The organism is Anabaena subtropica FACHB-260 (assembly GCF_014697105.1).
GTDB classification, from domain to species: Bacteria; Cyanobacteriota; Cyanobacteriia; order Cyanobacteriales; family Nostocaceae; genus Trichormus; species Trichormus subtropicus.
The window spans coordinates 1-19,410 of the sequence record NZ_JACJRF010000015.1 but is presented as its reverse complement, the minus strand read 5'-3'; the positions used below and the strand labels follow the sequence as shown (position 1 = coordinate 19,410).

Genomic DNA, 19,410 nt, shown 5'->3' with positions numbered 1-19,410 from the left:
ACACAGAGCGATCGTATTTTACGCTACTTGATTCGGGATCAAATTAGGATAAAACTGAGGAAGATTCAAAGCACAACCACCATCAATTTTGCTAGTCGTATTTTGTGCAACTAATAACTAACACGCACAGAAAAGCAATTCATACACAATTAATTAGACCTCTCCGCTAACTGTAGGTAAAACCATATAAGAAAAGAGTTTTTGGTTAATTGCGGATGAGTAGCAGTTTACCAAACATAGCCATCTTGGCTATCTCCTAAATAATCACAATTATAATTTGGAATGAAAATATGGCAGTAAACAAAGAACGCCAGTTATTTATCAAACCTCAAGGTAGGTGGCGATTAATTTTCGCAGCCTCTCTTGCATTAGCAGCTGGGTTAATTTCTTTCTACAGTTTTTCGTCCAATAAGTTCAGCCCCCAAGTTAAGACTCCCACAGCCAATCCTCCTAAGGCTGAACCCGTGAGAGTTGCTGTCACCGCTTTAGGACGCTTACAACCACAAGGAAAAATCACTACTTTATCCGCCCCTAGTTCCACCAATGGTATCCGAGTAGACAGACTATTGGTGACAGAAGGTGAACAGGTAAAAGCAGGGCAAGTATTAGCTTACCTAGAAGATTATAATCGTGCTACCTCAGCCCTAGAACAAGCTTTAGATAAACTGCAAATTGCTAAAGTTAGACTTGCGCAAGTTAAAGCGGGAGCAAAATCTGGAGACATCGATGCTCAAAGAGCTACAGTTGCTCGTTTAGAATCACAATTAAAAGGAGAAACTGCTACTCAACAAGCAACAATTAACCGTATTCAAGCGGAAGTCAACAACGCTCAAACTGAAAACGATCGCTATCAACAATTATTCAAAGAAGGCGCAGTTTCCGCCTCTGTATCAGATAGTAAAGCCCTGCAACTCAAAACTGTACAACAGCAACTAACCGAAGCCCAAGCCGCCCTCAGCCGGACTCAAAACACCCTTGCTGACCAAATTAAAGAAGCTAAAGCCAGACTCAACAGTGTCGCCGAAGTGCGGGATGTAGATGTAGATTTAGCCCAGATGGAAGTCAGAAGTGCTGTAACAGCTATCAAACAAGCCAAAGCCGATCAAGAGCTAACTTACATTAAAGCTCCTATGGATGGCAGAATTTTAAAAGTTCATGCCAAAACAGGCGAAGTTATCCCCAGCACCGGATTTGCTGACATCGGTAAAACATCGCAGATGTATGTAATTGCCGAAGTCTATCAAACTGACATTCAAAAAGTGCGTGTAGGTCAAACAGCCAGAATTACCAGCACTGCATTTGCTGGCACACTACAAGGAACCGTCAAAGAAATTGGTTGGCAAGTTGACAAACAAAGTATCTTCAGCCTCAACCCCAGATCAGACACAGACCGCCGAATAGTTGAGGTCAAAGTCTCTATCGAAAATCCCGCAGATAGCGAACGGGTCGCACGTTTAACTAACTTACAAGTTGATGTAGCAATTCAAATCTAGTGGTCATTAGTCATTAGTCATTGGTTATTAGTTTCAACGTGTACAAATAACAACTGACAACTGACAACTAACAATCAACAAAATCAAGATGAATTTTAAAATTCCCTTAGCATGGCTACAGCTAGTCCAACAGAAGATCCGTTTTCTTATAGCTGTAGCTGGCATTGCTTTTATTGTCTTGCTGATGTTCGTGCAGCTTGGTTTTCAAGATGCGCTTTACTCCAGTGCTACCGCAGTACATCAGAATCTCAAAGGTGACTTGTTTTTAGTGAGTTCACAATATAAATCTTTGACATCAAATCAAAGTTTTTCTCGGACTCGATTGTATCAAACTTTAGGGTTTAATGGGGTGGAATCAGTTAGCCCCATGTATTTGCAGTTTGCTAAATTAAAAAATCCGGAAACTGGAGAAAAATATTCAATCTATGTTATTGGTTTTGACCCTGGTCAACCAGTAATGAATATTCCCGAACTGGATCAAAATTTAGACAGACTGAAAATTCCTGATGTCATGCTTTTCGATAGAGATTCCCGTCCAGAATTTGGCCCTATAGCTGCCAATTTTGACAAAGGGGATACAGAGCAGACAATTGAAATTTTTCCCTTTGATGCGCCTATTGGCTACAAAGTCCGAGTAGGTGGCTTATTCAGTTTAGGCCCCTCTTTTGGTGTTGATGGTAACTTGATTGTCAGCGATTCAACTTTTCTGCGGATTAATCCTAATACTCGTCCAGCCGAGAAAATTGATGTTGGTATAATCACCCTGAAACCAGGTGCTAATCAGGAAAATGTTGTGGCAAATTTAGAAGCCAGTTTGCCTAATGATGTGAGGATTTTCACTCGCCAAGGCTTTATTGATTTTGAAAAAGAATATTGGTCTGCTAGAACACCAATTGGCTTTATTCTCAACATCATGCTCACAATGGCTTCTGTTGTAGGTGTGGTGATTGTTTATCAAATTCTCTACAGCAATATTGCCACTCAATTCATTGCTTACGCAACATTAAAAGCAATTGGATATCCTAACAGTTATCTCTTGAATGTGGTATTTCAACAAGCTTTAATCCTAGCATTATTAGCTTATATTCCAGGATTTATAGTTTCAATTGGTTTGTATGATTTTGCCATGTCAGCAACTAAATTACCAATTGTCATGACGGCAAATAACGCTTTAATTGTCTTTGTTTCAGCAGTGCTAATGTGTATTACTTCTGGTGCGTTGGCTATTAACAAACTTCGTTCCGCCGACCCAGCAGATATTTTTTAGGACGTAGTTAGTGATGAGTAATGAGTGATGAGTAAGGAGTAATGAGTGATGAGTAAGGAGTAAGGAGTAATGAGTAATGAGTGATGAGTAAGGAGTAAGGAGTAATGAGTAATGAGTAATGGAGTGATTATTCTCCTGGGTTAAGAATGGAAATTTTAGTAAAACAATAACTCTGTATTATGGATTTACAAAATAAAACTCTGCTGATTACTGGGATTGATGAATTTATCGGTTTGCGTGCAGCCGAGTTAGCGATCGCCCAAGGAATGAAAGTGCGTGGACTGCAAAGTTCTACCAATAAAGACAAAGCGCAGCAATTGGGTGCGGAAGTGATTGTTGGTAGTATAACTGATGCAGCGATCGCCCAAAAAGCTTGTCAAGGAGTAGACATTGTTCTACACACAGCACAATTGACCGAAGAAGCAGGCCCCATCAAGAATTTTCGGGAAATTAATGTGGCTGGCGCAGTCAATATGGCTAAAGCTGCCAAAAATGCTGGTGTGAAAAGCTTTGTACATCTTTCCAGCGTCATGGTTTATGGGTTTAATTATAGCGATCGCATTACCGAATCTGGCACACTTTCCGGTGATAACAATCCCTATTGTCAAACCAAAATCGAAGCTGAAGCCGAACTTTTACCCCTAAATTCTCCGCCTGATTTTGGCGTAATTATCATTCGCGCCGGTGATGTTTACGGGCCAGGAAGTATCCCCTGGATAGTTCGACCAATTTTGATGATGCGGCAAAAATTGTTTGCTTACGCTAACGAAGGCCAAGGAGTTATCAATCATGTTTATATCGATAACTTAATTGATGCCATCTTTTTAGCAATAGAAAAAGATGCTTATGGTGAAATCTTTAATATCACCGATGGAGAAGAAACTTCTTGGAAAGAATACTTCATGCGCCTAGCGGCGATGGAAGGTTCATCTGCTCCTATGTCTATTCCAAAAGATGAAATGAAATTGTTTTTGAAATTGCGAAATCAGGGACAGAAACTATTTCGCAAAAAAGCCGATATCCTTCCAGAGTCGGTAGATTTTATGACTCGTCCTCATGCTTATTCTATTGCTAAAGCCCAAACTTTACTAGATTACAAGCCAAAAATTGACCTCGAAGAAGGCTTACGTCAGACAAAAGCATGGTTGCAAAACACTGACCTGCAAAAATTAGTTAAATAAAAGTGAAGATTCGGTTTTGCTTATATCTGGAAACTTCATTTTTCGTAACTCAACAATTAACCATCTCAAATAATTAGAGGAATAGCAATCATGTTAAAAATTTCCCATTTGCGTTATTTCCTATTAGCTACCCTATTAAGTTTAGGCTCTCTGACAGGCGTAAACGCAGAAACTCCAACTAAATTAACTGTTAACGTCAACGGTATACGTCATCAAAAAGGTGAAATTTGCTTCCGGGTTTACGCCAGTGAAGAAGGATTTCCCATGAGTGACACCAGTGAAATTCAAAGTGGCTGTACAAAAATTACTGGTAAGACTGTAAGCAAGAGTTTCTACGGCTTACCAGCAGGTAAATATGCTGTGGCGATCGTTCATGATGAAAATGGTAATCGCAAGCTAGATACAAACTTCTTTGGTATTCCGAAAGAAGGCTTTGGTATTTCTAATAATCCCACTGTCTCCATCCAAACAGGTACACCAGCATTTAGCAAGTCAAGTTTTTCAGTCTCAAAAAACACCACTGTGAATATTTCTATCAAATACTCACTTGATAGATAAATGGAGTGAGGAGAGATAGGGACTTGGGGAAGATGGGAAAGAATACCACATCCCCCACATCCCTAAACAATAGACCATTACACAAGCAAGGCAAAATTTGCCGGAGACATAGATGTGATGAAAGAGTTGGCAATTTTCTTGTCTAAGTCTTTGCTGGGGTGGTTAGTTATTCAGATGTGTCTCTCATTCATCTTTTTGTTGTATGTGCGGACATGGCGTTCTCAGAATTTACCTGATGACCAGTTACCTAAAACGGCGATAGTTCTTTGCTTACGGGGGGCTGACCCTTTTTTACACAACTGTTTAGAAGCGTTATTACAGCAGAATTACCCAAATTACAGTCTCAAGGTAGTTGTTGATAGTCAAGATGACCCAGCTTGGCAGATTACTAGTGATACCATCAATAGATTAGGAGCTACTAACGCTCAAATCGATCATTTGAGAATTATCCGCCACAATTGTAGTCTCAAATGCAGTTCTCTAATTCAAGCTATTTCTGATTTAGATGATTCTTATCAAGTAGTTGCTTTAGTAGATGCAGATACAATCGTTCATCCTCACTGGTTGCGGGAATTAGTTAGTCCTCTGAATAATCCCAAAGTTGGGGTGACAACAGGTAATCGTTGGTATATTCCCACGGGTAAATATTGGGGTTCTTTGGTACGCTACACCGGTAATATCGCTACAGTTGTGCAGATGTACCTATTTGGTATTCCCTGGGGTGGGACTTTAGCTGTGAAAACAGAAGTGTTGCGCCAAACAGGACTACTGGAACAGTGGGCGCAAGCTTTCGGCGAAGATTTGATGATGCACAATGTGTTAAGGAAACATGGATTGCGAGTTAAATTTGTGCCTTCACTGATTATGGTCAATCGTGAGGAGTGTGATTTACTGGGTATCATCGAATATCTCCAGCGTTTCCTGCTTTATTCTCGGCTCTATCATCCCCGGTGGCTGGCTATAGTTAGTGAAGCTGTTTCTAGTATTTTGTTCCCAAGTTTAGCCATTATTGTATTTCTGTTGTCCTTGGGTGATGCTCAATGGGATGTAGCAGCTTTATTGTTCAATTCCTACAGCATTTATACTCTGGGATTGCTCTTACTGATGCTGGTGATGGAGATAGGACTACAACCAGTAATTTGCGCTCAAGGTCAGCCAGGGACACAGTTATCAATTGCTAGGGTGGGGAAAATGTTACTGGCAATTCCCTTAACACAATGGGTTTATGGGTTAGCAATGCTATCTTCTTTGTGGATATCAACAGTTAAATGGCGGGGCATTATTTATCGAATTTACAGCCCTGAGAATATCCGCCTAGTTGAGTACCATGCTTATGATTCCTTAGATCAACCTATTGATAGCAAAATATCCCTGTGAGGGATGTTGCATTGCGGTAGAGGCGTTGCATGGCAACGTTTCTACTAATTATTAACCGCCGATTAATACATAGAGGTAATCCATTAATGGATGAATTGGCGATCTTAATATCTAAGTTATTGGTGATTTGGTTAGTTGTGCAAGTGTATTCAGTATTACGATTTTGGTGGGGTTTGAATACACGCTCAAAAAATCTACCTGATGAGCAATTACCTAAAACAGCAGTAGTCTTGTGCTTACGGGGAGTATATCCGTTTTTAGCTGATTGTTTGCGATCGCTTCTTCAGCAAAACTATCCACGATATGATCTAAAGCTAATTGTCGATAGTGAACAAGACCCAGCTTGGCAAGTTGTTAACGATATCATCAAGCAAATAAACGCAAATAATTTCCAAATTAATCATTTGCGGACTGTACGCCAAAGTTGTAGTCTCAAATGCAGTTCCTTATTGCAAGCTGTCTCAGAATTAGATGACTCTTATAAGGTAATTGCTTTAGTCGATGCTGATACTATTGTTCATCCCAATTGGTTACGAGAATTAGTCAGCCCTCTGTCTCATCCCACAGTAGGTGCAACTACTGGTAATTGCTGGTATGTATCCACAGGAACTTATTGGGGTACTTTAGTGAGGTACATCGGGAATGTTACCGCAATTGTGCAGATGTACCTATATGGGATTCCTTGGGGCGGAACTTTGGCAATAAAAAGGGAAGTGCTGCACCAAACCGGACTGTTAGAGAAGTGGGGAGAAGCCCTGAGAGAAGATACAATGATACGCCGTGTATTGGCTAAATATAACCTCCGGGTGCAGTTTGTACCTTCTCTGATAATGCTCAATCAAGAGGAGTGTAATTTACCAAGTTTAAGATACTGGTTCCAGCGCCAACTACTTTCCTCCCGACTTTATCATCCCCATTGGTGGGCGGTAGTAGGTGAAGCTGTTTTAACCATAGGACTATCTCAACTCTTAATTGTGGTGTGGTTTATTGCCTTTTTAAGTGGACAAGGGGATACAGCTACTTTTGCTTTGAGTTGGTATGTCATTTATATATTGGCATTAGCTATGCTGATGCTGTTTTTAGAGTTGGGTGTACAACCAATCATCCGTTCACAAGGTAAACCGATTACCCAATTGTCAGCACCTCTTATCTTGAGGATGGTGATAGGAATACCGCTAACACACTGGATTTATGGGTGGGCGATGATAGCCTCTTTGCGGATGCAAACAGTCAATTGGCGTGGTGTCAGCTACGAAGTTAATGAATCGGGGAATATTCGCCTAGTTGATTATCGTCCTTATCAGCCATTGGAGTAAACAGGCGTTGTCCGACACGCGGCGTGTTCGCGTAGCGTCTCGTAGAAATCGCAAAATCTTCTTGTGAAGGAACTACAGAAATGGGTGTGGGGAAGAAATAACCAATAGGGCGCTTTCAAATACCAATTTTCTCTAAGAAATACACAAATTTACTAAAAATATGCAAAAACCAAAGCTTCGCATTGCGCTGTTTAGCGGATTGTACGCCCCTTTCTTAACTGGAGTATCAGTTGCGGTACATCAGAGAGTTCACTGGTTGTTAAAACAAGGGCATGAAGTTTTACTCGTCCATCCCCAAATCAACGAACAGTTTCCTAAAAATGTTGGGAAGCGTCCTATGGCGGGACTAGATGAATTAACTCCTTTCCCGAATTTCTCTTCCTACGCCTTTCCTACACAGCCACTAATATTTTATAAATCTCTTCCCCAACCTTTGAACTATCGCCATTGGAGTGATAGTCAGTTACTTGCAGACTTTCAACCAGACATTATCGTAGTGGAAGAAGCAGCACAAATGCGAGGTTTATACTCAGCTTTGTTGCAAGGTTATGGTCGTCCTGTAGGTGTGGAATACGCCAAGTTTACTCAAACCCCCATCATCTCTGTCTTTCATACAGACATTGTTGCCTATATTAAATATTACTTTGGCGATATCTTCTTTAGTTTGGTGCGTCCTCTTGTTCCACTTTTAGTGAAGCAGTTTAGTGAAGAGTATGATCTGAATGTGTTTTCTTCACGAGAACAATTGGCGAAGTACCAGAAATTAAAATGTCAACGTAGTGAATATCTACCTTATCAAGGGATTGATTGTGAAAAATTCCATCCCCGCAACATTACTCACAATCCGATTCCTAACGACGATAGACCAACTCTGTTATTTGTAGGACGTGTCACCGCAGAAAAGAATGTCACTCAACTGATAGATATGTATCCCCTGATTGCTGCCAAAATTCCTGATGTGCATTTGGTAATTGTTGGTAGCGGCCCTCTAGATGAAGAAATCCGTAGACGCGCTCAAAAGTTTGTCTCTGGTATCACTGTGTGGGGCGAGTCTCACGGTACAGAACTTTTAGGTTGGTTTGCTCGCGCCGATATATTCGTGAATCCCTCAGTAACAGAGAATTTCTGCACAACAACAAACGAAGCTCTAGCTTCCGGTACTCCCGTAGTTGCCGCATTAGCACCGTCAACATCAGAACAAGTATTCCCTGGTCGTAACGGCTTTTTGGCAGAACCTAACAATCCAAAAGATTTTGCGCAAAAGGTAATTGCTATTTTGGAAAACCCTGAACTCAAAGCTGCCATGAGTGAAGAAGCACGTCCTTCTATACTGGGCTATGATTGGTCAGCTTGTATGGAAAGGTTTGAAAGCAGACTTTTTGAGTTAGTGCAATCATCTAACAAGCAAGAAGCAACGCCTGTTTAAAAAAGTTACTGATTAAGCAACGGAGAGAAAAAACCCCAACTCTTTTTAGTTGGGGTTTTCCGCCGCTTTCAATAAAGTTCTGTGATTCTCCAAAGGAGACGCACATTAAAGTTGGTGAATTTTTGAAAAAGTTGTTCTAAAATACACTAAAATAGTTAGGCAAATGCGGGTATATAAAATAACCTATTCTTATGAAAACCATAAAGCTCAACATCTGTAAGCTAGAGGCGAATCAGGAATGGTTGTGTTTAGATTCTATGGCTTATATTACAGAATGTTTAGAAGCTTGTGTTTGTGCTGATATGTTGGCTGATTTGAGAGAAATTTTTCCCCGCCAAGCATTAACAGTAGCAAGTGTGAAAGTCTGCGAATTACAGAGAAAACGCATTCAGAAATGGTTGAAAGAAATGAACGGAGAAGTTCAGAATCTAGATGAACCTCCCCAAGTTTTGCAAAATGCTACAGATCCATGTTTGGATAAGTGTTCATCGTAATTGAGCGAGGCGCAGGATCAGAAGCGATCGCCAATTTATAGTCACTCTACCAGAAAAACATTCACTACAATCAACCTCAGCGCTTATGGGGATTGAACTCTGTTTGCTCAAAAATATTTTTGAGTAAGGCTAATCCTTTCTCAACAGAGGAAATTTCCTCGGCTGTCAGACCTTTTAAAAGGTCGGCGATTTGAGTGCGCGTTTGATCTAAGGATTGCTGCAAAATAGATTTCCCCTCTTCAGTGAGAGTGAGGACGATACGTCTTCGCTCTTGGGGATGGTGAATACGTTGTACTAAATCGCGTTGTACTAGCCGTTCGATTGTGGCTGATGCTGTGGCTGAAGTGACACCTAAATGCTCGGCTAGGTCAGATAATGAAGCTCCAGGGTAGCGATTGAGATATGCTAGCGATCGCAATTGTGGTATTGACAAAAAAGCTGCTTTATGGGCCCGCATTTCCGATCGAATAAACCGCATCACTAACGGTACAGTTTCCATGACATTGGCTGCACATTCTGTGGAATTTGCACCTTGTTGAGAGGGTTTATCGAGCGTCATGAGTATTGTGATTCTCCTAATTACATTGCCCCCGTGGATAAAGTTGGCCACAGATGAGGCTTAAACCTATTAATGTTACTAAGAGAATTGTACAATCCAGACCAAAGCCATACACGCATTCACTACCCCATCTACATAATTTGGTGGGGTAATTAGCAAGGGAGCAGGGAGCAGAGGCAATGCTTCCTGCTTTCTGCTTCCTACCTCTTCAGTGATTTGCCATTCTACTTATCTCCCCGTTCTTCATAATCTTCAGAAGACTTGGGATCTAATTCCCAGCGTCTATCATCACGCTGTTCTAAAATCTCATTGGTGCGGAGAAAGGCTTTATCGTGCATTTCCAACCCCACGGCTGCTTCTATTTCTTCAGTCACATTCTGATCTGGTGTTGGAGCAGTACCACCAACAGCTTCGTCTCCTACTGCATCCGCATCTTGCCAATAAGCATCAACATCGCCACCTGTAAGTTCGGGACTAGTTTCTGTATATTCACGTCTTCTGTCTTGTAATACACGTCCACCAATGTTGTATCCTGGTAAGTCTTTGACACCAGTGCCATAGGATTCAGTAATTTCCTGTGGCAAATCTTCAGAATTAATTTCTTGATTATTAGTTTTTTCTGCCATAATACTAACCATTTCTATATTCTCACAATAGCTTTTTATTTTCATTAAGTTGTACTGCATAAGATGTACAACTTTAGAAATAAAAGGATCTATTTCTTGGGAACGAAGTAAAACCAGCTATTTCCACCTAATCTAAAAAGTATCAAATCAAGGTCAAGCCATTTGTAGTTGAATCTGTTAGTTATGAGTTAGGAGTTTTCAAACCACAATCAACTAAAGTAAAAACTTTTGACTTATAACTATTTTTTGTGTTTATTGTGGTACTTGTGTCAGTCGTTTTGGAACCTGGTTTAATAATTTCTTTGTGGGTGATATTAAAATATTTTGTTGCTAACTGGCCATTAACAAAACTCTATCCTTTTGTGGATGAGGTTTTTATAAAAAAGATATTTTCAGTTATGCTTTTCTTTCAAATTATTAATGATTATCAGTGGAGGTAGAAGGTGGAATACGGCGGATTCATTACTCATGTACAAAGCCTCGCTCAATCAAATTCTCGAGAAGAGGCTCAAAGAGCTACCTGTGCCACTCTAGAAACTATTAAAGAACGCATTTCTGGTGAAGAAGCTCAAGAATTAGCAGCTCAACTACCACAAGAATTAGCAGACTGTTTGCGGGGTAGAGAAGGAGAACCAGATCAAAGTTTTAATTTGCAAGACTTTATCATGCGCGTGAGTCAAAAGGAAAACCTAGAACCCACAACAACAGCAATTCATGTACGTGCTGTTTTTGCAGTTTTGCAAAACGCTATTAGACCAGAAGAGTTTGCCAAACTGCATTCTCACTTCTCGCATGATTACGAAGAAATGTTTGGTACTTCACCCACTAGTGAAACACCAGCATAGTTACCAAGTTAGGGTTTTAGCTCAATCTACCGTTAGATAGGAAAAAATATGACCAGCCATAGTAATAATTCTGGGAAGAAAAAAGTAGCTATTCTCATTGAACAGGCAGTAGAAGATGTAGAATTTATCATCCCTTGTAATGGTTTAAAACAAGCCGGATTTGAGGTGGTTGTCCTCGGTTCGCGGATGAATGAAAAATATAAGGGAAAACGAGGTAGACTTTCTACTCAAGCCGATGGTACCACTACAGAAGCGATCGCTTCCGAATTTGATGCCGTGATCATTCCTGGCGGGATGGCTCCCGATAGAATGCGGCGCAACACAAATACAGTCCGCTTCGTACAAGAAGCCATACAGCAAGGAAAATGGGTAGCTGCGGTTTGTCACGGGCCACAGGTTTTAATTGAAGGCGACTTGCTGAAAGGTAAACGGGCTACTGGCTTTAGTGCTATCAGCAAAGACATGATTAATGCTGGTGTAAACTATCTAGATGAAGCCCTAGTCGTTGATGGGAATTTAATTACATCCCGTGAACCCGGAGATTTGGCGATTTTCACCACAGCTATTTTGAGTCGTCTGGGTTATGGTGGTAAAGATGCAGCACTACCAGACGAAAATGATACTAGTGCAGAATGGTGGAAACTCGCAGATGCTTGGGGCGGTTCAACTAAAGGTGATATCGTCAGAGGTTTAAATACTGCTTTGGGTGGAGAACGTTACTCACTAGAAGCCCTAGAGAAGTACGCAGAAAAAGAATCGGATACAGAAGCAAAAGCACTGTTCCAAGAAATGATTACTAATAAACAGCGTCATATTGAGTACCTAGAAACCTATCTCTCTAGGATGGGTGAAAAACCCTCCTTCGGGGCAAATATCGCTAATCAATATGCCAAGGTGAAAAGCGCTTTAAGTGGTAGCGATGACATATATCAAATACGTAGCGCCTTGGGCGATGTACAAACTGGTATTGGTGATATTGGTAATCTCTGTGCAATGTACACTGACCCCATAGCAACCGCTATTTTCAAAGAAATTTACAAAGATTTGCTCAAATACGAACAGCGATTAGTAGGACTGTACCGGACACGCACAGGTGCTACCGTTCAGCCTCCTAAGCCAACAACAGGGGCTGCTGTATCAATGTAATTCGTAGTTCTTAGTTAGTAGGGTGCGTCAGTATGAATAACTTCTGGGTACAGCTAGGTTTTTTCGTACTGACGCACCCAACCTACTTGGATATTTTTTTATCAGAAAAAGCTAGGTTCAAAACCTTGCCCCTAGTGGGCGTACTCCTCCGGAGAAGCAAGCTAGGCGGTAGCGTCTGTCTACGACACGCTACGCGAACGCGTAGCGTTCCGCAGGAAACGTAGAGAAGGTAGGTACAAACCCCAACGCCAGTTGCTTTAAGCCGGGGAACCCTTTCAGCAGTTCCTCCTGGGGGGAACCCCCAAGACCGGACTGCTTCACCAACGCACTGGCTCCCCCAGGTGTCTGGCTGTATTTAATTTTGAATTTTGAATTGATCTGGAAGTCCCTCATTAGGGGTTTGCATTTTAAATGGGAGATAAAAGAGTGACTTTGACATCAGGAGATAGACAGAGTAACACTCCGAGTCAAGCCAGTGAGAGTGAGCGTTGGGCTTCTCTCATTGGCGGCGGGGCATTAGTATTACTAGGTTTAAGACAAGCTTCTTTGCGGGGAGTGCTGACGGCTTTAGCTGGTGGCGGTTTAATCTATCAAGGTGTAACCAAACAAAGCACTATTCAGCAAGCGCAAGAAGCGATAGGCATAAATAAACCCATCAAAGTTGAAAAGACGGTGACAATTAATAAACCAGCAGATGAACTGTACCGTTATTGGCATAACTTTGAGAATCTGCCGACCTTTATGAAGCATCTCAAATCTGTAAAGGTGTACAACGAAAAACGCTCGCATTGGATAGCTAATGCGCCTTTAGGTAACAACGTGGAATGGGATGCCGATATTTTAGAAGACCGAGAAAATGAGTTTATTTCTTGGGCTTCTGTGGAAGGTGCAGATGTGGAAAATTCTGGTTTTGTACGTTTTCAAAAAGCCCCAGGCGATCGCGGTACTGAAGTAAAGGTTGTTTTAGAATACAATCCCCCTGGGGGTGCTTTAGCTGCTGTAGTTGCCAAACTTTTTGGTGAAGAACCAGAACAGCAAATTGGTGATGAACTACGCCGCTTCAAAATGCTGATGGAAGCTGGAGAAATCGCCACAACTGAAGGACAGCCATCGGGAAGGAAGTAGGGAGGCAGGGGAAGTAGGGGTTTCCGAGATACTGTGAAAAGTCAGAACGTCTGACAACTGACAACTAACAACTGACTAATAACTATGAAAGCTGTCTGCTGGTATGGTGCTAACGAGGTGCGGGTGGAGACGGTACCAGACCCGAAAATTCTCAACCCCCGTGATGCAATTATTAAAATTAGTTCCACAGCAATTTGTGGCTCTGATTTACATATTTATGGCGGCTATATCCCCACAGTACAACAGGGTGACATTATTGGTCATGAGTTTATGGGGGAAGTCGTCGAAGTTGGTAGCGGAGTCGATAACTTAAAAATAGGCGATCGCGTTGTTGTTCCTTCTACGATAGGCTGTGGTAGATGCCACTATTGTGAACATGATATGTGGTCGCTGTGTGACAACTCTAACCCCAATGCTTGGTTAGAAGAAAAACTCTACGGCAATGTCACCTCAGCCATTTACGGTTACTCTCATCTATTAGGTGGTTACGCTGGCGCACAAGCTGAATATATCCGCGTCCCTTTTGCTGATGTCGGTGTGGTGAAAGTTCCGCCAGATTTACCAGACGAGATGTTGCTATTCATCTCCGATGCTATTCCCACCGGTTATATGGGTGCAGAAATTTGCGACATTCAACCAGGTGACACTGTCGCTGTGTGGGGTTGTGGTGCTGTCGGTCAATTCGCCATGATTAGCGCCTATATGATGGGTGCAGAAAAAGTCATAGCCATAGACCGCTTTCCCGAACGTCTAGAGATGGCGCAAAAATATGCCAAAGCCGAAGTTATTAATTACGAAGAAGTCAATACAGGTGAAGCCTTAAAAGAAATGACAGGGGGACGCGGCCCTGATGCTTGCATTGATGCAGTAGGTTTGGAGGCGCATGGTGTTGGTTTAGAAGACTTTTACGACCAAACAAAGCAAAAGTTAAGGCTAGAAACCGACCGTCCTCACGTATTGCGGGAAATGATGGTCGCCTGTCGTAAAGGTGGCACGCTTTCAATTATGGGTGTCTACGGTGGATTTGTAGACAAAATACCAATGGGTGCTGCTTTTAATAAAGGTCTAACTTTCAGGATGGGACAAATGCACGGTCAGAAATACATGAATTTGTTACTCCAACTTATCTTAGACGGCAAACTCGATCCATCTTTTGTTGTCACCCATCAATTACCCCTAGAACAAGCATCCCACGGTTATCACATTTTCCAACAGAAAAAAGATAACTGCGTCAAAGTTGTACTTAAACCGTGAGTATGGGGAGTAGGAAATAAGAGCTGATTCGTAAAGAAAATCTTAAGGAGATTCAAATCATTACTAGGTCTAAGTTTCAGCGAATAAGTGCTGTATTAACCCGAATTCCTGAAACCCTTACATGGTAAGTATTTTACTTTAGTTTACAAATTAGCTCTAAGATTTTTAAGGTTGTAATTAGGTATTTAGTAATCTTTTATAAATATAAACTACTACTAATTGCCGATATCTAAACCTAGTTACAGATAGATGTTTAATAACATTGATCACGTCAAAAATATATACATCCTTACACATCATGTAATAAAGGAGTTCTATGAACCGCCTAATTTCTTGGATACAAAATATTTTGCTTCGTCAAATTTTAGTTGTTTTCTTGGTAGCAGCAACATTTTTCGTAGGTCAATCTTTAATCTACGGTACTGCTATGATTGCTCAAGCTAATACCGTCCAAACACCAGAAGGTACTTACTACAAAGGTACTCCTAATAACGAAGGTATCAGAAATGATAATCAAGTAAGAAACGCTCAAAATCGTCTGAGAAACACTGCTGATAATGTGCGTGAAAAATTAAACTTAGACGAAGAAACACCCAGAGCTACTAAAGAGTTTGGCAAATCAGTACAAAGAAAAATAGGTAAAACAGTTGAGCCAATGACTCAAAGTGAAGGTGGTTATTATCGACAGCCTGAGCGTGTAAGAGAAGCTAGAAGTCGGAGTTAATAATTAATACCAAGCTTGAGTTTTACGCGTGAATCATTGATTTAATCACCATCTTAATTAAACTGGAGACGCGATAATTCGCGTCTCTGAGTCACAAATAAATTAGGAATCATCAATATGAAAGCTGTTTGCTGGCAGGGGACAAATGATGTCAGGGTAGAAACAGTACCTGACCCAAAAATTCTTAATCCACGAGATGCAATTATTAAAATTACTTCTACAGCTATTTGTGGGTCAGATTTGCATATATATGATGGCTATATTCCCACTATGCAAAATGGCGATATCCTTGGTCATGAATTCATGGGGGAAGTAGTTGAATTAGGGAGTGCTGTAAAAAATGTGAAAATAGGCGATCGCGTGGTTGTTCCTTTCACAATTTCCTGCGGTTCTTGCTTCTTCTGTCAACGGGATTTATGGTCTTTGTGTGATAATTCCAACCCTAACGCCTGGATGGTAGAACTGCAAATGGGTCATTCTCCAGCAGGTCTATTTGGCTACTCTCACCTATTTGGTGGCTATGCTGGCGGTCAAGCAGAATACGCCCGCGTACCTTTTGCAGATATTGGCTTGCTCAAAATACCCGATAATCTTCCAGATGAAAAAGTATTATTTTTAACTGATATTTTTCCGACTGGTTACATGGCGGCGGAGAATTGCAACATCAAACCCGGCGATATTGTGGCTGTGTGGGGCTGTGGCCCAGTCGGGCAGTTTGCCATTAAGAGCGCCTATATGTTGGGTGCAGAAAGAGTTATCGCCTTTGACCGCATTCCTGAACGCTTACAAATGGCTAAAGAACAATGTAATGCCGAAGTCCTCAACTACGAAGAGGTCAATATTGGGGAAGCACTCAAGGAAATGACTGGTGGACGTGGGCCTGATGCTTGTATTGATGCAGTCGGAATGGAAGCCCACGGTACAGATTTGATGGCTTTCTACGACCAAGTAAAACAGGCTGTCCGCCTAGAAACAGACAGACCAACCGCATTACGACAAGTAATTCTGTCTGCGGCTAAAGGTGGTCATGTTTCAGTGGCGGGTGTATATGGTGGTTTCCTTGACAAAATCCCGATGGGTTCGGCAATGAATAAGGGTTTAACTTTCAAGATGGGACAAACCCATGTCCATAAATATTTGAAGCCCTTACTAGAACGTATTCAAAATGGCGAAATTGACCCATCATTCGTCATCACCCACACCCTCCCACTAGAACAAGCATCCCACGGGTACGAAATTTTTAAACATAAAAAAGATAACTGCATCAAAGTTGTACTAAAACCGTAAGGTGGTTAAATATGAGTGATACCAGCGTTAAAAAAATAGATTCTCACCATTCTCCCAAAGGTAAACTCGGTCAGAAATATTTAGCATCGGGTAAATCTATTTCTATGCGTCTTTGGGAAGACGAACAACCAGGTGAAGATAAACAACCAACTCGTCGAGAATACGAAACCGTTGGTTATGTAATTAATGGTCGTGCCGAGTTGCACATTGAAGGGCAAATAATATTACTAGAACCTGGGAGTTCTTGGACTGTGCCAAAAGGCGCAAACCACACCTACAAAATTCTCGAACCATTCACGGCTGTGGAAGCAACTAGCCCACCGGCTGAAGTTCATGGGCGAGATGAAAATTAAAGGTTTGTAGTCAGGACTTAAGTCCTGATTACGAACTCGAACACAATAAACTTATATTATTTTACATAGTGAGATTTAGGGACTTCCAGATAAAAAAACATCCAAAATGTAGGGTGCGTCAGTGCAAGAAAACTTAGCTGTACCAAGAAACTATTCATACTGACGCACCCTACTAACCGTCAATTTGGAATAATTTATTTTTTGGTGTTTCCTTATTCTCACCAACTTACTTAATCTCTTTTAATATTAAATATGAACACTCAGGATTTCCCTGTAGATTTTTTTGTCAAAGCTTGTGAATTTCTCTATTGGATGTGCTGTTTGGGCTTATAAGGGTTGGGTGGGTGAACTTTATCCCCAAGGGACTCGCGCTACAGAATTTCTCAACCTCTACAGTCATTGCTTCACTACAGTAGAGGGTAATACAACTTTTTATGCAGTACCAAACCAAGAAACTGTAAGCCGTTGGGCAGCAGAAACACCGCCAGGCTTTGAATTTTGTCTGAAATTACCACGAGATATTACCCACCAAGGTTTATTAAAACCCCAGATTCCCGCAGCATTAACATTTTTGGAGGGGATGCGTCCTTTGGGTAAACGTCTTGGCCCCATATTTGCCCAGTTACCACCAAGTTATGCACCAAAATTGATTGATGATTTGGCTGGTTTTTTAGAAGCTTGGCCGCGCACAACAGCACCACTAGCCCTAGAGGTGAGACATCCTGACTGGTTTCGAGAACCTCATAGAAGTAATTTGACACAGCTTTTAGAAACTCTGGGAGTGGGAAGGGTGCTACTAGATTCACGCCCCATCTACACTGGAGACGACGATCGCCAATTACAATCAGAACGACGCAAACCGAAATTACCTGTACAATTCAGCGTCACCGCACCTTTTAGCCTGATTAGGTTTATTTCTCATCCTGATTTGACAGTAAATCAACCCTTTATGGAAGAGTGGGTGAGACAACTTCAACAGTGGTTACAAACTGGGACACGAATTTATTTCTTTGTCCATTGTCCTCTAGAAGAGCGATCGCCTAACACTGCCCGTTACTTCCAGCAGCTATTAGAACAAAATAGTGTACCAGTTCCACCCCTTCCTTGGAATCACCTCCAGCATCCACCCAATCAACTTAATCTCTGGTAGCTGAAAAATCTGCTCAATTTCTCCTCATTATCTTCGTCATTAGCCTGGAGGAGAAATACGTCCATAACCCAAAACAATGGAAATCAATCCAAAATCTCTTATGTAGAGATGCGATTTATCGTGCATGAAAGACCAATTTCCCAATTCATACGGTATTCTCGACTCTTTTAGGATGAAATCACCACATATTTATTTTGTCAAGCACTTGCAAAAATTGTTTACATAAAGTTATATTTAGTTACATAAGAAAACAAAAGGAAAAAAGACATGATAAGCAAAGGTTTTACTACCAACGAACTCGGACAACTCAACAACTTCGCCATCGAACCAAAGGTTTATGTAGACCAAACACCAAGGGCTGGTTTCACCGAGTATGCAGAGAAACTTAATGGACGTTTGGCTATGATTGGTTTTGTCTCACTCATAGCGGTAGAGTTGATTACCGGACAAGGCTTGATTGCATGGCTGACAAACCTGTAATTAGATTTAAATCTTCAAAAATTGCCATTCATCACAAATAAAACAGTAAGTAAGGAAAGTTATGAGAACTGATTTTGATTTCCCTAGAAAAGATTTAATTGGTCCTGTTGTATTCAGACCTAATTTCAACAACTTTGAGACAATTAATGTTAATCAAGCTTGGTCATTGTTTTTTAGCGCCGGTCAAGATGACAAAAAATTGGGAGAACAGGCTGAATTAGGCAATTTTTTGACAAATACTCTAATTGCTATCGGCGTAACCGGAACCTTGTGGGCAACTTTCTTTAGTAATTTGGGCTAGAAAGTTGAGCTTAGATTGGAAACTGAATAAATATACCAGAAGCCTTGGTGAACATCACCAAGGCTTCTTTTCAATATCAATTACGCCAACAAATCTTGGGAAAAAGTTAGTAGTACTAAGTTGAACGGCATAAATCATAAAATTCATGGTTTTTTGACTTTTGTCACTTATCGCCCTTTGAGTGATTTCAAAAAGAGTAATAATGGTTTTTGTAATCCTTTTCTGATAAGACCGAAAAAATAATTATTGGCAATAATAGGGGGTCATACCCCTCTTGGCAAAATTACATAGTGGGTATCAACAATGCCAAACATTGACAAACAGAAATGTATGAATTGTTGCAGAAGTGTTGAATGTTAAGAAAAAGCCAATAAAAATAGCCCAAAATATGTTAGATTTTGGGCGAAGGATTAAAATATTTTAGTTTAACAGTGATTATAAATTCATT

General features: G+C 41.0%; 20 protein-coding genes. 18 read left to right on the top strand and 2 right to left on the bottom strand.

What is annotated here, in order from left to right; translation table 11 throughout:
* Window positions 1–290: 290 nt before the first annotated feature.
* The 8 genes from H6G18_RS11020 (at window position 291) to H6G18_RS10985 (ending at window position 9,112) form a co-directional block, all read left to right on the top strand.
* The gene (locus tag H6G18_RS11020) at window positions 291–1,493 is read left to right on the top strand and encodes an ABC exporter membrane fusion protein (protein ID WP_190407144.1); all 1,203 of its coding nucleotides are present in this window, start codon (window positions 291–293) and stop codon (window positions 1,491–1,493) included.
* An 88-nt stretch (window positions 1,494–1,581) separates the two neighbouring features.
* A complete protein-coding gene (devC, locus tag H6G18_RS11015; protein WP_190407143.1) occupies window positions 1,582–2,760 on the top strand; it encodes an ABC transporter permease DevC in 1,179 nt (392 codons plus the stop codon).
* A gap of 179 nt (window positions 2,761–2,939) precedes the next feature.
* On the top strand, window positions 2,940–3,941 hold the full coding sequence (locus H6G18_RS11010; protein ID WP_190407142.1) for an NAD-dependent epimerase/dehydratase family protein: 1,002 nt from the start codon (window positions 2,940–2,942) through the stop codon (window positions 3,939–3,941).
* A 90-nt stretch (window positions 3,942–4,031) separates the two neighbouring features.
* Complete coding sequence (locus H6G18_RS11005) at window positions 4,032–4,499, top strand: DUF2141 domain-containing protein (protein ID WP_190407141.1); 468 nt, start codon at window positions 4,032–4,034, stop codon at window positions 4,497–4,499.
* 117 nt (window positions 4,500–4,616) lie between these two features.
* Window positions 4,617–5,876, top strand: coding sequence for a glycosyltransferase (locus H6G18_RS11000; RefSeq protein ID WP_190407219.1), 1,260 nt, complete (start codon window positions 4,617–4,619; stop codon window positions 5,874–5,876).
* A gap of 86 nt (window positions 5,877–5,962) precedes the next feature.
* The gene (locus tag H6G18_RS10995) at window positions 5,963–7,192 is read left to right on the top strand and encodes a glycosyltransferase (RefSeq protein WP_190407218.1); all 1,230 of its coding nucleotides are present in this window, start codon (window positions 5,963–5,965) and stop codon (window positions 7,190–7,192) included.
* Between the two features lie 160 nt (window positions 7,193–7,352).
* Window positions 7,353–8,618, top strand: a complete 1,266-nt coding sequence (locus H6G18_RS10990) for a glycosyltransferase (protein WP_190407140.1) — start codon at window positions 7,353–7,355, stop codon at window positions 8,616–8,618.
* A 191-nt stretch (window positions 8,619–8,809) separates the two neighbouring features.
* Window positions 8,810–9,112: a hypothetical protein gene (locus tag H6G18_RS10985; RefSeq protein ID WP_190407139.1), complete on the top strand. Its 303-nt coding sequence runs from the start codon at window positions 8,810–8,812 to the stop codon at window positions 9,110–9,112.
* Between the two features lie 76 nt (window positions 9,113–9,188).
* Here H6G18_RS10985 and H6G18_RS10980 read toward each other — a convergent pair whose 3' ends face one another.
* Both H6G18_RS10980 and H6G18_RS10975 read right to left on the bottom strand, forming a co-directional pair.
* Complete coding sequence (locus tag H6G18_RS10980) at window positions 9,189–9,671, bottom strand: MarR family winged helix-turn-helix transcriptional regulator (RefSeq protein WP_190407138.1); 483 nt, start codon at window positions 9,669–9,671, stop codon at window positions 9,189–9,191.
* A 224-nt stretch (window positions 9,672–9,895) separates the two neighbouring features.
* Window positions 9,896–10,309, bottom strand: a complete 414-nt coding sequence (locus H6G18_RS10975) for a DUF6335 family protein (RefSeq protein ID WP_390824761.1) — start codon at window positions 10,307–10,309, stop codon at window positions 9,896–9,898.
* 431 nt (window positions 10,310–10,740) lie between these two features.
* Here H6G18_RS10975 and H6G18_RS10970 point away from each other — a divergent pair, with 431 nt between their 5' ends.
* From H6G18_RS10970 to H6G18_RS10925, 10 genes are all read left to right on the top strand, one after another.
* Window positions 10,741–11,142 (top strand): DUF2267 domain-containing protein, encoded by a 402-nt coding sequence (locus H6G18_RS10970; protein ID WP_190407136.1) that lies wholly within the window; start codon window positions 10,741–10,743, stop codon window positions 11,140–11,142.
* A gap of 48 nt (window positions 11,143–11,190) precedes the next feature.
* Window positions 11,191–12,288 (top strand): DJ-1/PfpI/YhbO family deglycase/protease, encoded by a 1,098-nt coding sequence (locus tag H6G18_RS10965; protein ID WP_190407135.1) that lies wholly within the window; start codon window positions 11,191–11,193, stop codon window positions 12,286–12,288.
* A 426-nt stretch (window positions 12,289–12,714) separates the two neighbouring features.
* Window positions 12,715–13,413, top strand: a complete 699-nt coding sequence (locus H6G18_RS10960; protein ID WP_190407134.1) for an SRPBCC family protein — start codon at window positions 12,715–12,717, stop codon at window positions 13,411–13,413.
* Window positions 13,414–13,497: 84 nt separating this feature from the next.
* A complete protein-coding gene (locus H6G18_RS10955) occupies window positions 13,498–14,667 on the top strand; it encodes a zinc-dependent alcohol dehydrogenase (protein WP_190407133.1) in 1,170 nt (389 codons plus the stop codon).
* A gap of 316 nt (window positions 14,668–14,983) precedes the next feature.
* The gene (locus H6G18_RS10950; RefSeq protein ID WP_190407132.1) at window positions 14,984–15,391 is read left to right on the top strand and encodes a hypothetical protein; all 408 of its coding nucleotides are present in this window, start codon (window positions 14,984–14,986) and stop codon (window positions 15,389–15,391) included.
* Between the two features lie 117 nt (window positions 15,392–15,508).
* Window positions 15,509–16,678 (top strand): zinc-dependent alcohol dehydrogenase, encoded by a 1,170-nt coding sequence (locus tag H6G18_RS10945; RefSeq protein ID WP_190407131.1) that lies wholly within the window; start codon window positions 15,509–15,511, stop codon window positions 16,676–16,678.
* 11 nt (window positions 16,679–16,689) lie between these two features.
* Complete coding sequence (locus H6G18_RS10940) at window positions 16,690–17,031, top strand: cupin domain-containing protein (protein ID WP_190407130.1); 342 nt, start codon at window positions 16,690–16,692, stop codon at window positions 17,029–17,031.
* Between the two features lie 295 nt (window positions 17,032–17,326).
* Entirely contained in the window at window positions 17,327–18,181 is an 855-nt protein-coding gene (locus tag H6G18_RS10935; RefSeq protein ID WP_190407129.1) for a DUF72 domain-containing protein, read from the top strand.
* A gap of 267 nt (window positions 18,182–18,448) precedes the next feature.
* Entirely contained in the window at window positions 18,449–18,661 is a 213-nt protein-coding gene (locus tag H6G18_RS10930; RefSeq protein WP_190407128.1) for a chlorophyll a/b-binding protein, read from the top strand.
* A 61-nt stretch (window positions 18,662–18,722) separates the two neighbouring features.
* Window positions 18,723–18,962 (top strand): hypothetical protein, encoded by a 240-nt coding sequence (locus tag H6G18_RS10925; RefSeq protein WP_190407127.1) that lies wholly within the window; start codon window positions 18,723–18,725, stop codon window positions 18,960–18,962.
* Window positions 18,963–19,410 lie beyond the last annotated feature (448 nt).

Coding starts and splice junctions, on each gene's coding strand:
- H6G18_RS11020 (WP_190407144.1), top strand. CDS start 291: ATGGCAGTAAACAAAGAACGCCAGTTATTTATCAAACCTCAAGGTAGG.
- devC (WP_190407143.1), top strand. CDS start 1,582: ATGAATTTTAAAATTCCCTTAGCATGGCTACAGCTAGTCCAACAGAAG.
- H6G18_RS11010 (WP_190407142.1), top strand. CDS start 2,940: ATGGATTTACAAAATAAAACTCTGCTGATTACTGGGATTGATGAATTT.
- H6G18_RS11005 (WP_190407141.1), top strand. CDS start 4,032: ATGTTAAAAATTTCCCATTTGCGTTATTTCCTATTAGCTACCCTATTA.
- H6G18_RS11000 (WP_190407219.1), top strand. CDS start 4,617: ATGAAAGAGTTGGCAATTTTCTTGTCTAAGTCTTTGCTGGGGTGGTTA.
- H6G18_RS10995 (WP_190407218.1), top strand. CDS start 5,963: ATGGATGAATTGGCGATCTTAATATCTAAGTTATTGGTGATTTGGTTA.
- H6G18_RS10990 (WP_190407140.1), top strand. CDS start 7,353: ATGCAAAAACCAAAGCTTCGCATTGCGCTGTTTAGCGGATTGTACGCC.
- H6G18_RS10985 (WP_190407139.1), top strand. CDS start 8,810: ATGAAAACCATAAAGCTCAACATCTGTAAGCTAGAGGCGAATCAGGAA.
- H6G18_RS10980 (WP_190407138.1), bottom strand. CDS start 9,671: ATGACGCTCGATAAACCCTCTCAACAAGGTGCAAATTCCACAGAATGT.
- H6G18_RS10975 (WP_390824761.1), bottom strand. CDS start 10,309: ATGGTTAGTATTATGGCAGAAAAAACTAATAATCAAGAAATTAATTCT.
- H6G18_RS10965 (WP_190407135.1), top strand. CDS start 11,191: ATGACCAGCCATAGTAATAATTCTGGGAAGAAAAAAGTAGCTATTCTC.
- H6G18_RS10955 (WP_190407133.1), top strand. CDS start 13,498: ATGAAAGCTGTCTGCTGGTATGGTGCTAACGAGGTGCGGGTGGAGACG.
- H6G18_RS10950 (WP_190407132.1), top strand. CDS start 14,984: ATGAACCGCCTAATTTCTTGGATACAAAATATTTTGCTTCGTCAAATT.
- H6G18_RS10945 (WP_190407131.1), top strand. CDS start 15,509: ATGAAAGCTGTTTGCTGGCAGGGGACAAATGATGTCAGGGTAGAAACA.
- H6G18_RS10940 (WP_190407130.1), top strand. CDS start 16,690: ATGAGTGATACCAGCGTTAAAAAAATAGATTCTCACCATTCTCCCAAA.
- H6G18_RS10930 (WP_190407128.1), top strand. CDS start 18,449: ATGATAAGCAAAGGTTTTACTACCAACGAACTCGGACAACTCAACAAC.
- H6G18_RS10925 (WP_190407127.1), top strand. CDS start 18,723: ATGAGAACTGATTTTGATTTCCCTAGAAAAGATTTAATTGGTCCTGTT.